A 12881-nucleotide genomic window follows, 5' to 3' on the forward strand; every position below is an offset into this window, starting at 1 on the left:
CCTTTTTTTCATGGTTAACCCTCCCTTTAGGGGGCTGCCTCTACGAATCCGTGTCATTGATGAAACAACCCCGCGCGGGCTGGCCGGATAATGCACGCGGCAGTTACCGAAAGAGGAGTAAGAGGATTATGAAATCGACCTATAAGAAGATGCTGGCCGCGGGCGCCGTGATGGCGCTGACCGGAGCCGCACACGCGCAGTCCGCGGGCAGCAATATCGTCAGCATGGGCTGGTTCCGCGTGATGCCGAACAGCTCCGCCGATCCGCTCACCGTGGACAGCATTGGCGGTCGCCCGGTCGGCATGACCCGGCCTAATACCGGCGCGGAAATCGAGTCCGCCGACACGCTTGGCCTGGCCTTCACCCACTTCTTTACCGACAACATCTCCGGCGAGATCGTTGCGGGCATTCCGCCCAAGCATGACGTCAAGGGCACCGGCAACTACGCCCAGTACGGCAAGCTCGGCTCGGTCAAGCAGTGGAGCCCGGCGCTGGTGGTCAAGTACCACTTCTTCGATGCCAAGACCAGGTTCCGTCCCTATGTCGGCATCGGCGTGAACTACACCTGGTTCACCGGCGAGACCATCACCAACCAGAACTTCGTCAACCACGAGTTCGCGCCGGGCGCGCGCATGACCGCCAGCGCCAAGCCATCATGGAACCCGGTGTTCAATATCGGCGCCAACTACGCCATCAACGGCAACTGGTTCGTCGGGCTGTCGGTGTCCTACGTGCCGCTGTCGACGCGGGCGTCGTTCACCACCCAGGCCGGGCCGGTGACGATCCAGTCGCACACCAAGATTAAGATCGATCCGGTGGTGACGTTCCTGAACGTGGGCTACCGCTTCTGAGCGCGGCACCCGACAGGCTGAAGAAAAGGGCGCCCGGGGGCGCCCTTTTTGCTGGAGAGGCGATGGCTCAGGCCGCTGACCTGACCGGATAGCCGGCTTCCTCGATGGCCTCGCGCAACGCCTGCGTGTCGGCGGCGCTGTCGACGCGCACGGACTGGGCCGGCACATCCGCGCTGACGCGCGCGGCGGGGTCGACGGCGAGCACCGCGCGCGTGATGGCGCCCACGCAGTGGTTGCACGTCATGCCTTCTACCTGGAACTGGATCATGTTGGAACGCTCCTGAACGGATGGAAACGCGGCATCGGGCCGCGACAGACACAGTGTGAACCTTGCCACGGTGGGAAGCGCAAGAGAAATTTCCTGATGCACATGGCACTGGCGTCATCTGCGGCGGGCCTTGACCTTCCAATGATGGTAAGGTCCATGATGCTGACATCGACACTGTGGATGACTCAGAACCATGCCAGATTCCAGCGCTGTGCTCGCTTCCCAACCGGTCCGCACAGACCGCAACCCGCCTGCCGACGCCATGCCCGAGTGGCGGCTGCCGGTCGAGGGCATGACCTGCGCTTCGTGCGTGGGACGCGTTGAAAAGGCCCTGGCCAGGGTGCCGGGCGTGCGCGACGTCGCCGTAAACCTTGCCACCGAGGCCGCCACGCTGCGCGCGGCGTCCGCCGCGGTGCTGCCCGCCGCCGCGCGTGCCGTGGCCGACGCCGGTTACACCGTGCCCCACGACACCCTCGAACTGAATATCGCCGACATGACCTGCGCCTCGTGCGTGGCGCGGGTCGAAAAGGCGCTGCGCGCCGTGCCGGGCGTGGTCGAAGCCACCGTCAACCTGGCCACCGAGCGCGCCAGCGTGACGCTGCTGCGTGGCGCCACCGATCCCGCGGCGCTGGCGGGCGCGGTCGTGCGCGCCGGCTATGGCGCGACGCCGGTGGCGGATGCGGCGGCTGCGACAGGCGCCGCGGCCCAGCCCGGCCAGCCGGGGCAGGCCAGCCGCCCGGCCTTCTGGGAGGGCCCGTGGCCGGTGGCGATTTCGGCGGCGCTGTCGTTGCCGCTGGTGGCGCCGATGGTGCTGGAATGGTTCGGCGTGCACTGGATGCTGCCGGCGTGGGTGCAGTGGCTGCTGGCCACGCCGGTGCAGTTCGTGTTCGGCTGGCGCTTCTACAAGGCCGGCTGGAAGGCAGTGCGCGCCGGCGCAGGCAATATGGACCTGCTGGTGGCGCTCGGCACCACCGCCGCCTACGGGCTGTCGCTGTGGCTGATGTGGCGCACGCCGGCCGATGCCATGCCGCACCTGTACTTCGAGAGTGCGGCCGTGGTGATCACGCTGGTGCGCCTGGGCAAGTGGCTGGAGACGCGCGCCAAGCGCCAGACCGCCGATGCCATCCGCGCGCTGGCGGCGTTGCGTCCCGATACCGCCCGGGTGCGGCGCGGCGGCGTCGAGCAGAGCGTGCCGCTGTCCGCCGTGACCGTCGGCGATGAAATCGTGGTGCGCCCCGGCGAGCGCATCCCGGTGGACGCCGAGGTGGTCGAAGGCACCAGCCATGCCGATGAATCGATGCTGACTGGCGAAAGCCTGCCGGTGCCCAAGCAGCCCGGCGACCGCATCACCGGCGGCGCCATCAATTTCGAAGGCCTGCTGGTGGCGCGCACCGTGGCGGTGGGTGCCGAGACCGTGCTCGCCCGCATCATCCGCATGGTCGAGCACGCGCAGGCGGCCAAGGCGCCGATCCAGCGCCTGGTCGACCGCGTCAGCGCGGTGTTCGTGCCGGTGGTGCTGGTCATTGCGCTGGTGACGGTGCTGGGCTGGGGCCTGTTTGCCGGCGACTGGGAGGCGGCGCTGCTCAATGCCGTGGCGGTGCTGGTGATCGCCTGCCCGTGCGCGCTGGGGCTGGCCACGCCCACCGCGATCATGGCCGGCACCGGCGCCGGCGCGCGCGCCGGCATCCTGATCAAGGACGCCGAGGCGCTGGAAGTGGCGCACAGGGTCGGGGTGGTGGCCTTCGACAAGACCGGCACGCTGACGGTGGGCAAGCCCGAAGTGGTGGCGTTGCATGCGGCCGATCCTGCCGACGCCGACGGCAGCGCGTTGCTGGCGCAGCTGGCCGCGCTGCAGGCCGGCAGCGAGCATCCGCTGGCGCGGGCCGTGCTGGCCGCGGCGCAGGCGCGTGGCATCGCCGTGCCGCCTGCCAGCGGCGTGCAGGCCCTGCCGGGCCGCGGCATTGCCGGCGTGGTCGACGGCCAGGCCCTGCAACTGGGCAGCGAGCGCCTGCGCGAGTCGCTGGGCGCGCCGGCCGGCGCGCTGGCCGCGGTGGCGCAGCAGCTGCAGGCGGAAGGCCGCACCGTGTCATGGCTGGTGCAGGCCACGCCGCCGCGCGTGGCCGGGCTGGTCGCGTTCGGCGATGCCATCAAGCCGGGCGCACCGGCGGCGATCGCCAGGCTGCGTGCCGCCGGCGTGCGCACCGTGATGCTGACCGGCGACAACGCCGGCGCCGCGGCGCGCGTGGCGCAGGCGCTGGGGCTGGACGACGTGCAGGCCGAGGTCCTGCCCGAAGACAAGGCCGCCCGTGTGCAGGCGCTGGGCCGCGATGGCGCGGTGGTGGCGATGGTGGGCGACGGCATCAACGATGCGCCGGCGCTGGCCGCGGCCGACGTGGGCATTGCCATGTCGACCGGCACCGACGTCGCCATGCATGCCGCCGGCATCACGCTGATGCGCGGCGACCCGGCGCTGGTGGCCGATGCGCTGGCGGTCTCGCACCGCACCGTGCGCAAGATCCGCCAGAACCTGTTCTGGGCCTTTTTCTACAACGTGGTGGGGATTCCGCTGGCCGCGGCCGGCATGCTCAATCCGGTGGTGGCGGGCGCGGCGATGGCGTTCTCCAGCGTCAGCGTGGTCGGCAATGCGCTGCTGCTGCGCCGCTGGCGCGCCCGGGCCGGCACCGCGCCGGCCGCTTCCACCGCGGCGCAAGGAGGCGAGTGATGAATATCGGCGAAGCGGCACAGGCTTCGGGCGTATCGGCCAAGATGATCCGCCACTACGAATCGATCGGGCTGGTGGCAACGCCGCCGCGCACCGAAGGCGGCTATCGCCGCTATGACGAACGCGCGGTGCATACCTTGCGCTTCGTGCGGCGTGCCCGTAATCTGGGATTTTCGCTCGACGAGATCCGCAATCTGCTGTCGCTGTGGCATGACCGCGACCGCGCCAGCGCCGACGTCAAGGCTCTGACGCTGCGCCACGTGGCCGACCTGGAGCAGCGCATCGCCGAACTGGCGGCGATGCGCGACACGCTGCGCGAACTGGCGCAGCACTGCAGTGGCGACGACCGGCCGGACTGCCCGATCCTGGCCGACATGGCGCAGCCGGAGGCGTCGGCCTGCCACGGCTAAGCGATGGCTAATCGATGGATTGGGCCCCGGTTGTAGCCATGGCAGGGCCGGCACACGCCGGCGCCGCGGACTCCATAACAACAACGATAGCTGGCGTCGCGCCAGGCCCGCGCGCGCCGGCAGGAGACCTGTGCAAATGGAACAGCCGATGACGGACGATCCGGCCCTGGCCGGCGTTGCCAGCTCCCCCGCCGCGAGCCCGGCGGGGACCCATGCGCCGGTGCAGAGCCGCCAGCGCATGCGCGACGGCACCGAACTATTGCTCCGTACCTGGCAACCCGATCCGGCACGCTTTGCCGAACCGCTCGGCTCGGTGCTGCTGGTGCACGGGCTTGCCGAACACGCCGGGCGCTACCAGCATGTCGCCGATCTGCTGTGCGGCCTGGGGCTGCGCGTGCGCGCCTTCGACCTGCGCGGCCACGGCGCCAGCGGCGGCGCGCGCATGGTCGCGGCCCATCCGGACGCGTACCTGAACGACCTCGCCGAGATCTACGATGCCGCGGTGCCGGGCTGGCACGAATTGCCGATCCTGCTCGGCCACAGCATGGGCGGCCTGATCGCGGCGCGCTTTGCCACCGCGCGGGTGCGGCCGGTGCGCGCGCTGGTGCTGTCGTCGCCGGCGCTGGCGCTGCGGCTGTCCCGGCCGGCGCTGACGCTGCACCGCGTGCTGCTGACGCTGGCGCCGCGCCTGCGCGTGCCCAACCCGATCGATGCGCGGCACCTGTCGCATGATCCGGCGGTGGTTGCTGCCTATCGCGCCGATCCGCTGGTGCAGACCACCATCACCGCCGGCGTGCTCGAAGGATTCATCCGCGGCATGGCGCAGGCGCAGGCCGACGCAGCGCTGCTGGAGGCGCCCATGCTGATGCTGGTCGGCGGCGCCGACCGCATCGTCGACCCGGCCGGCAGCCGCACCTTCTTCGACAACGCGCCGCCCGACCTGCGCGAACAAGTCTGGTTCGACCATGGCTACCACGAGATCTTCAATGAAGCGCAGCCGCTGCGCGGCCAAGTGTACGCGGCGCTGACCGGCTGGCTGCAGCGCCGGCTGGGCCGCCCGCAGCGCTAGGTACGGAACACGGACTCGGCGACACCGAACGCCGCGGCGACTACGGGGTCGTCGCGGCGCGCGGCCAGGCAGACCAGGGTCAGCTCGGTCTGTACCGAGACCCCTTCGACGATCACCAGCCCATGCGCATGCGACTCGCGCAGCGCAATCGCATCGCGCACCAGCGACAGCCCCACGCCGGAGCGCACCAGGTCGCGCATCGACGCTTCCTGGTCGACGTGCGCCACCTTGGGCACCGTGGCCGGATCCACGCCCGCCTGTGCGAAATGTGCCGACAGCAGCCGGTTGTGCGCGGATTCGGGCGGGGTCCAGATCCATGGCAGCGTCGCCAGCTGCGCCCACGAGCGCAGCGCCGTGCGCTCCTTCCAGCCCTTGGGCGCGACCACGTAGTACGAGAACGGCGTCAGCGTCAGCGCATGGAAACCGGCTTCGGACGGCTGGCCCAGGTAGAAGCCCACATCGAGCGCGCCGCTGCGTACCTGCTGCAGCACCCAGCCCGACATGCCGTGGCGCAGCTCGGTGCCGATCTGCGGATGGCGCTCCACCAGCGTGCGCAGCATCGGGCCCAGCCGGGTGAATTCCGGATCGAGGATGGTGCCGATCGCCAGACGCCCGCGCACGGTGTGGTGCATGGCGTTGACGGTGTGCTGCAGGTCGCCCACGCCATCGAGGATGCGCTCGGCCAGGGGCAGCAGCGCGGCGCCGTCGGCGGTCAGCGTCAGGCCCGCCGCGGTGCGCTCGAACAGCCGGATGCGCCAGGCCGATTGCAGCGCCTTCAGTTGCAGGCTGACCGCGGGCTGGGTCAGATGCAGGCGCTGCGCGGCGCGGGTCAGGTTGCCTTCGCGCGCGACGGCAACGAAGGCGCGCAGGTGGTGGAGGTCCAAGGGGGCGGCGGAAGGGTGATGTGTGGTGCGTCGCAATATTTTGCGCAGCTTATATTGTGATTGACGATAAATCATTGGACGGGGCCGCGCAACTGCACCAAGCTTGCGCTCAACCATGGCCCGAAGTCTTGTGCCGCACGCCATACGTGCCGCGGCCGGTGCGCGGCGCAGCGTGGCAGCGTCTTCACCAGACGCAAAGATCGAGGGCACCGACCGGAGGCAGAATCGCCCCGGGGAACCAGTATTCAGGAGCGGAAGTGGAAGACATCCTTGCAGAGGCCAGCGCAGTGCAGGCCATCATTGGCCATAGCATCGCGGGCCGGCAGACACGCGGCGCCTCCCAACGCCTGGCCGACGTATTCAACCCCGCCACCGGCGAAGTTGCCGCGCGCGTCGCGCTCGGCACCGCGCAGGACGTGGCCGATGCCGTCGCCGCCGCCAAGGCCGCCTTCCCGGCGTGGGCCGACACTCCGCCGCTGCGCCGCGCGCGCATCCTGTTCAAGTTCAAGGAACTGCTGGACCAGCACCACGACGACCTCGCCGCGCTGATCACGCGCGAGCACGGCAAGGTGTTCTCGGACGCCAAGGGCGAGGTCACGCGCGGCATCGAGGTGGTGGAGTTCGCCTGCGGCATCCCCAACCTGCTCAAGACCGATTTCACCGACAACATCGGCGGCGGCATCGACAACTGGAACCTGCGCCAGCCGCTGGGCGTGGTGGCCGGCATCACGCCGTTCAACTTCCCGGTGATGGTGCCGATGTGGATGTTCCCGGTGGCGCTGGCGTGCGGCAATACCTTCGTGCTCAAGCCGTCCGAGCGCGATCCTTCGCCGAGCCTGCTGATTGCGGATTTGCTGCGCCAGGCCGGCCTGCCCGACGGCGTGTTCAACGTGGTGCAGGGCGACAAGGAGGCGGTCGACGCGCTGCTTGCGCATCCGGACGTGCAGGCGCTGTCGTTCGTCGGCTCGACCCCGATCGCCGAGTACATCTATACGGAAGGGACCCGGCACGGCAAGCGCGTGCAGGCCCTGGGCGGGGCCAAGAACCACCTGGTGGTGATGCCCGACGCGGACCTGGACCAGGCCGTCGACGCGCTGATCGGCGCGGCCTATGGCTCGGCCGGCGAGCGCTGCATGGCGATCTCGGTGGCGGTGGCGGTCGGCGACGTGGCCGACCAGCTGGTGCCGCGCCTGGCCGAACGCGCGCGTGCGCTGAAGATCCGCAACGGCATGGAGGCCGATGCCGAGATGGGACCGCTGGTGACCGGCGCGCACAAGGCCAAGGTCGAAGGCTATATCGCCAAGGGTGTGGCCGAGGGCGCGACGCTGGTGACCGATGGCCGCGGCCACCGGGTCGACGGGCACGAGAACGGCTTCTATGTCGGCGGCACGCTGTTCGACCATGTGACGCCGGAGATGACGATCTACAAGGAAGAGATCTTCGGCCCGGTGCTGTCGGTGGTGCGGGTGCATGACTTTGCCGAGGCGGTGGCGCTGATCAACGCGCACGAGTACGGCAACGGCGTGTCGTGCTACACCAGCGACGGCGGCATCGCGCGCGCGTTCGCGCGGCAGATCCAGGTGGGCATGGTCGGCATCAACGTGCCGATCCCGGTGCCGATGGCGTGGCATTCGTTCGGCGGCTGGAAGCGCTCGCTGTTCGGCGACCACCATGCCTATGGCGAAGAGGGCGTGCGCTTCTACACGCGCTACAAGAGCGTGATGCAGCGCTGGCCCGATTCGATCGCCAAGGGCGCGGAGTTCACCATGCCGGTGGCGAAATAAACCCGACCATCACCATAACAAGCGCCATGGAGACATTCGACTACATCATCGTGGGGGCCGGTTCGGCCGGCTGTGTCCTGGCGAACCGGCTGACGCAGGACCCGGACGTCAGCGTGCTGCTGCTGGAAGCCGGCGGCAAGGACGATTACCACTGGATCCACATTCCGGTGGGCTATCTCTACTGCATCGGCAATCCGCGCACCGACTGGCTCTATCGCACCGAAGCCGAAGCGGGGCTGAACGGGCGCTCGCTGGGTTATCCGCGCGGTCGCGTGCTGGGCGGCTGCTCGTCGATCAACGGCATGATCTACATGCGCGGCCAGCGCGAGGACTATGACGAGTGGGCGCGGCTGACCGGCGACGACGGCTGGCGCTGGGACAATGTGCTGCCGCTGTTCAAGCGCAGCGAAGACCATCACCGCGGCCCAAGCGAATTCCACGGCGCCGGCGGCGAATGGCGCGTGGAAGGGCAGCGGCTGCGCTGGGACATCCTCGAGCGCTTTGCCGACGCCGCCGAGCAAGCGGGCATTCCGCGCACCGACGACTTCAACCGCGGCGACAATTTTGGCGTCGGCTACTTCGAAGTGAACCAGCGCCGCGGCATCCGCTGGAATACCGCCAAGGCATTCCTGCGGCGTGCCTCGGAGCGGCCCAACCTGACCATCGTCACCGGCGCGCAGGTGAGCGGGCTGAGCTTCGACGGGCGCCGCTGCACCGGCGTCAACTATCTGGGCGGCGGCCGTGCGCACGCGGCGGCGGCCACGCTCGAGGTGATCCTCGCCGCCGGCGCGGTCAACACGCCGCAGTTGCTGGAGTTGTCCGGCATCGGCCAGCCTGAACGGCTGCAGGCGCTGGGCATTCCGGTGCGCCACGCACTGCCCGGCGTTGGCGAGAACCTGCAGGACCACCTGCAGCTGCGCAGCGTGGTCAAGGTCAACGGCGTGCGCACGCTGAATACGCGCGCGGCCAGCCTGTGGGGCAAGTTCTGCATCGGCGTGCAGTACGCCGTCAACCAGAGCGGGCCGATGAGCATGGCGCCATCGCAGCTGGGCGCGTTCGCGCGCTCGGATCCGTCGCAGGCGCGGCCGAACATCGAGTACCACGTGCAGCCGCTGTCGCTGGACAAGTTCGGCGATCCGCTCCATGCCTTCAACGCGTTTACCGCCAGCGCCTGCAACCTGCGCCCGAGCTCGCGCGGCAGCGTGCATGCCGGCAGCGCGGATTTCCGCCAGGCGCCGGTGATCGCGCCCAACTACCTGTCGACCGACGAGGACCGCAAGGTCGCCGCCGATTCGATCCGGCTCACGCGCCGCATCGTCGCGTCGCCGGCGCTGGCGCCGTACCGGCCCGAGGAATGGCTGCCGGGGCCGGCTTTCCAGAGCGACGAAGAACTGGCCGAGGCCGCCGGCAATATCGGCACCACCATCTTTCATCCCGTGGGCACCTGCAAGATGGGCCGCGCCGACGATGTCATGGCGGTGGTCGACCGTCGGCTGCGCGTGCTGGGGGTGCAGGGGCTGCGCGTGGTCGATGCCTCGGTGATGCCACTGATCACCTCGGGCAACACCAACTCGCCGACCATCATGATCGCCGAGCGCGCCAGCGACATGATCCGCGAAGACCGCAGGCAGCGCGCCATGCCGACCGAAGTGGCAAGCCCGGCGCAGGCGCTCGCGCAAGCCAGTCCGGTGCCGGTGACAGCGGCCACAAGCGCTTGAAGCGCCACGCCACGTGGTCACCGGCGGGGCGGTGGCCGTGTGGTTTTCGCGGCGCTTGTGCGGCCGCAAAAAAACTGACACTTGGTTCATGTTTCATAGTGCAAACCCCGATGTTTTGCGATGCAACAGGCGCACACAATAGACGCCTCACAGGGTGCTTCGGCCGCACATACCATGCCGCCGCCGCAACCCGAGCGGGAGCCGCCCCGCACAGATAAAACCCGGGGGCATGGCCGGCAATCACGGCGTGCCTGACGGAACAAGCGGCAGTAAGGGCCTACAAGGCCGGTTCGGACCATTGTCAGTGCCGGGCATCACCCCGGCAGTACAGCAAGAGGGCGGGCAGGAGACATGAACCATCAGGAAACCATCCTGGAAACGCGGAACCTCACCAAGGAGTTCAAGGGGTTCACGGCGGTGAGCGACGTCAACCTGCGGGTGCGCCGCGGCTCGATCCATGCGTTGATCGGCCCCAACGGCGCGGGCAAGACCACTTGCTTCAACCTGCTCACCAAGTTCCTGGAGCCGACCACCGGCACCATCCTATTCAACGGCATCGACATCACGCGGGAAAAGCCGGCGCAGATCGCGCGGCGCGGCGTGATCCGCTCGTTCCAGATCTCGGCGGTGTTCCCGCACCTGACGGTGATGGAGAACGTGCGCATCGGCCTGCAGCGGCAACTGGGCACGGCGTACCAGTTCTGGCGCACCGAGCGTTCGCTCGACGTGCTCAACGACCGCGCCATGGAGTTGCTCGAGCAGGTCGGCCTGACCGAGTTCGCGCACACGCTCACGGTGAACCTGCCGTACGGGCGCAAGCGCGCGCTGGAGATCGCCACCACGCTGGCGATGGAGCCCGAGCTGATGCTGCTCGACGAACCCACGCAGGGCATGGGCCACGAGGACGTCGACCGCGTCACGCAGCTGATCAAGCAGGTCTCGGCGGGCCGCACCATCCTGATGGTGGAGCACAACATGAGCGTGGTCTCGTCGATTGCCGACAAGATCACGGTGCTGCAGCGCGGCGCGGTGCTGGCCGAAGGCCCGTATGCGGAAGTGTCGAAGGACCCGCGCGTGATGGAGGCCTACATGGGCACCGCCGACGCGGAACTGCAGGGCGCGCACTGAGGCCGGGGACGACACCATGAGCACAGCCAATACTCCCGCCCTGGAAATCAAGGGCCTGCACGCCTGGTACGGCGAATCGCACATCCTGCACGGGGTCGACCTGACCGTGAACCCGGGCGAGGTGGTCACGCTGCTGGGCCGCAACGGCGCCGGGCGCACCACCACGCTGCGCGCGATCATGGGACTGACCGGCGCGCGCAAGGGCTCGATCCGGGTCAATGGCCACGAGACCATCGGCCTGCCCACGCACAAGATTGCGCACTACGGCATCGGCTATTGCCCGGAAGAGCGCGCCATCTTCTCCAGCCTCTCATGCGAAGAGAACCTGATGCTGCCGCCGCAGCTGAAAGGCAAGGACTCCGGCATGAGCGAGGCCGAGATCTACGAGATGTTCCCTAACCTGAAGGAGCGCCGCCAGAGCCAGGGCACGCGCCTGTCGGGCGGCGAGCAGCAGATGCTGGCGGTCGGGCGCATCCTGCGCACCGGCGCCAACCTGCTGCTGCTCGACGAGATCTCGGAAGGGCTGGCACCGGTGATCGTGCAGGCGCTGGCGCGCATGATCCGGATGCTCAAGCAGAAGGGGTACACGGTGGTGATGGTGGAGCAGAACTTCCGCTTTGCCGCGCCGCTGGCGGACCGCTTTTACGTGATGGAGCACGGCACCATCGTCGAACGCTTCGCGGCCAGCGAGCTGCAGGCCAAGATGCCGGTGCTGCATGAATTGCTCGGGGTCTGATCCGCGCAATGCGGGTCGATGGTTGCTTGTTGGCAGGAACGGGTGGCGCGCACGCCGCCGCAAATCAGGAGACACGGAAATGAAAAAGACTCGGCTCGCGGCCGCGATGGCGGCCATTGCCATGGGTGCGGTGTCCTTCGGCGCTGCCGCACAGGTGTCGGGCGACACCGTCAAGATCGGCTACATCACCGACATGTCGGGCCTGTATGCCGATATCGACGGCCCGGGCGGCCTCGAAGCCATCAAGATGGCGATCGAGGACCGCGGCGGCAAGGTGCTGGGCAAGCCCATCGAGATCGTCTCGGCCGACCACCAGAACAAGGCTGACATCGCCGCCTCGAAGGCGCGCGAATGGATGGACCAGCAGGGCCTGGACATGCTGCTGGGCGGCACCAACTCCGGCACCGCGCTGGCGATGAACAAGGTGGCCTCCGAGAAGAAGCGCGTCTACATCAACATCGGTGCCGGCACCGCGCGCCTGACCAACGAAGAGTGCTCCCCGTACACGGTGCACTACGCCTATGACACGGTGGCGCTGGCCAAGGGCACCGGCAGCGCGGTGGTCAAGCAGGGCGGCAAGTCGTGGTTCTTCCTGACCGCCGACTACGCCTTCGGCCACTCGCTGGAACAGGACACCGCCGCGGTGGTCAAGGCCAACGGCGGCACGGTGGTGGGCCAGGTGCGCCATCCGCTGTCGGCGTCGGACTTCTCGTCGTTCCTGCTGCAGGCGCAATCGTCCAAGGCGCAGATCCTGGGCCTGGCCAACGCCGGCGGCGACACCATCAATTCGATCAAGGCGGCCAAGGAATTCGGCATCACCAAGTCGATGAAGATCGCTGGCCTGCTGATGTTCATCAACGACGTGCACAGCCTCGGGCTGAAGAACACCGAAGGCCTGCTGATGACCGACAGCTGGTATTGGGACATGAACGACGACACCCGCAAGTTCGCCAACCGCTTCTTCGGCAAGATGAAGAAGATGCCGAGCAGCCTGCAAGCCGCGGACTACTCGGCCGCCAGCACTTACCTGAAGGCCGTCGAAGCCGCCAAGACCGACGATCCGGACAAGGTCATGGCGGAACTGAAGAAGATGAAGATCAACGACTTCTACACCAAGGGCTATATCCGCCAGGACGGCCGTGGCATCCACGACATGTACCTGATGCAGGTGAAGACCGCGGCCGAATCGAAGAAGCCGTGGGATTACCTGAAGGTGGTCGCGACCATCCCGGGCGACCAGGCCTTCACCACGGTGGCCGAGTCGAAGTGCGCCATGTTGAAGAAGTAAGAAGGAAGGCCGGCTTGGGCGGT

11 protein-coding genes are annotated in these 12881 nt (G+C 68.3%); 9 read left to right on the plus strand and 2 right to left on the minus strand.

The features are described 5' to 3' along the window. Window positions 1–128 precede the first annotated feature (128 nt). A complete protein-coding gene (locus MKD50_RS16610) occupies window positions 129–851 on the plus strand; it encodes an OmpW/AlkL family protein (RefSeq protein WP_252667782.1) in 723 nt (240 codons plus the stop codon). A 67-nt stretch (window positions 852–918) separates the two neighbouring features. Here the strand turns inward: MKD50_RS16610 and MKD50_RS16615 are convergent, their stop codons facing one another. Next, window positions 919–1119: a heavy-metal-associated domain-containing protein gene (locus MKD50_RS16615; protein ID WP_252667784.1), complete on the minus strand. Its 201-nt coding sequence runs from the start codon at window positions 1117–1119 to the stop codon at window positions 919–921. Between the two features lie 193 nt (window positions 1120–1312). Between MKD50_RS16615 and MKD50_RS16620 the strand changes: the two genes are divergently transcribed. The 3 genes from MKD50_RS16620 (at window position 1313) to MKD50_RS16630 (ending at window position 5320) form a co-directional block, all read left to right on the plus strand. Then, on the plus strand, window positions 1313–3841 hold the full coding sequence (locus MKD50_RS16620; RefSeq protein WP_305882072.1) for a heavy metal translocating P-type ATPase: 2529 nt from the start codon (window positions 1313–1315) through the stop codon (window positions 3839–3841). Continuing rightward, the gene (gene cueR / locus MKD50_RS16625; RefSeq protein ID WP_240073112.1) at window positions 3841–4251 is read left to right on the plus strand and encodes a Cu(I)-responsive transcriptional regulator; all 411 of its coding nucleotides are present in this window, start codon (window positions 3841–3843) and stop codon (window positions 4249–4251) included. Before MKD50_RS16620 ends, cueR begins: the two co-directional genes overlap by 1 nt. Before the next feature lie 136 nt (window positions 4252–4387). Then, window positions 4388–5320: an alpha/beta hydrolase gene (locus tag MKD50_RS16630; protein ID WP_252667786.1), complete on the plus strand. Its 933-nt coding sequence runs from the start codon at window positions 4388–4390 to the stop codon at window positions 5318–5320. On the opposite strand, the gene MKD50_RS16635 is transcribed toward MKD50_RS16630, so the two are convergent. Next, window positions 5317–6204 carry a LysR family transcriptional regulator gene (locus MKD50_RS16635; protein ID WP_115702677.1) on the minus strand — a complete coding sequence of 296 codons (888 nt, stop codon included), beginning with the start codon at window positions 6202–6204 and terminating at the stop codon, window positions 5317–5319. The genes MKD50_RS16630 and MKD50_RS16635 overlap by 4 nt on opposite strands. 287 nt (window positions 6205–6491) lie before the next feature. Here MKD50_RS16635 and MKD50_RS16640 point away from each other — a divergent pair, with 287 nt between their 5' ends. From MKD50_RS16640 to MKD50_RS16660, 5 genes are all read left to right on the plus strand, one after another. Next, complete coding sequence (locus tag MKD50_RS16640; protein ID WP_371925363.1) at window positions 6492–7988, plus strand: CoA-acylating methylmalonate-semialdehyde dehydrogenase; 1497 nt, start codon at window positions 6492–6494, stop codon at window positions 7986–7988. 26 nt (window positions 7989–8014) lie between these two features. After that, complete coding sequence (locus MKD50_RS16645) at window positions 8015–9706, plus strand: GMC family oxidoreductase (RefSeq protein WP_252667788.1); 1692 nt, start codon at window positions 8015–8017, stop codon at window positions 9704–9706. Between the two features lie 351 nt (window positions 9707–10057). Then, entirely contained in the window at window positions 10058–10834 is a 777-nt protein-coding gene (locus MKD50_RS16650) for an ABC transporter ATP-binding protein (protein WP_252667790.1), read from the plus strand. 16 nt (window positions 10835–10850) lie between these two features. Beyond that, window positions 10851–11570 (plus strand): ABC transporter ATP-binding protein, encoded by a 720-nt coding sequence (locus MKD50_RS16655; RefSeq protein ID WP_115678935.1) that lies wholly within the window; start codon window positions 10851–10853, stop codon window positions 11568–11570. 79 nt (window positions 11571–11649) lie between these two features. Next, window positions 11650–12858: an ABC transporter substrate-binding protein gene (locus tag MKD50_RS16660; protein ID WP_111521301.1), complete on the plus strand. Its 1209-nt coding sequence runs from the start codon at window positions 11650–11652 to the stop codon at window positions 12856–12858. The last annotated feature ends 23 nt before the right edge of the window (window positions 12859–12881 follow it).

Source organism: Cupriavidus mimosae (genome assembly GCF_023952485.1).
In the GTDB taxonomy this organism is placed as follows: domain Bacteria; phylum Pseudomonadota; class Gammaproteobacteria; order Burkholderiales; family Burkholderiaceae; genus Cupriavidus; species Cupriavidus taiwanensis_C.

Coding starts and splice junctions, on each gene's coding strand:
- MKD50_RS16610 (WP_252667782.1), top strand. CDS start 129: ATGAAATCGACCTATAAGAAGATGCTGGCCGCGGGCGCCGTGATGGCG.
- MKD50_RS16615 (WP_252667784.1), bottom strand. CDS start 1,119: ATGATCCAGTTCCAGGTAGAAGGCATGACGTGCAACCACTGCGTGGGC.
- MKD50_RS16620 (WP_305882072.1), top strand. CDS start 1,313: ATGCCAGATTCCAGCGCTGTGCTCGCTTCCCAACCGGTCCGCACAGAC.
- cueR (WP_240073112.1), top strand. CDS start 3,841: ATGAATATCGGCGAAGCGGCACAGGCTTCGGGCGTATCGGCCAAGATG.
- MKD50_RS16630 (WP_252667786.1), top strand. CDS start 4,388: ATGGAACAGCCGATGACGGACGATCCGGCCCTGGCCGGCGTTGCCAGC.
- MKD50_RS16645 (WP_252667788.1), top strand. CDS start 8,015: ATGGAGACATTCGACTACATCATCGTGGGGGCCGGTTCGGCCGGCTGT.
- MKD50_RS16650 (WP_252667790.1), top strand. CDS start 10,058: ATGAACCATCAGGAAACCATCCTGGAAACGCGGAACCTCACCAAGGAG.
- MKD50_RS16655 (WP_115678935.1), top strand. CDS start 10,851: ATGAGCACAGCCAATACTCCCGCCCTGGAAATCAAGGGCCTGCACGCC.
- MKD50_RS16660 (WP_111521301.1), top strand. CDS start 11,650: ATGAAAAAGACTCGGCTCGCGGCCGCGATGGCGGCCATTGCCATGGGT.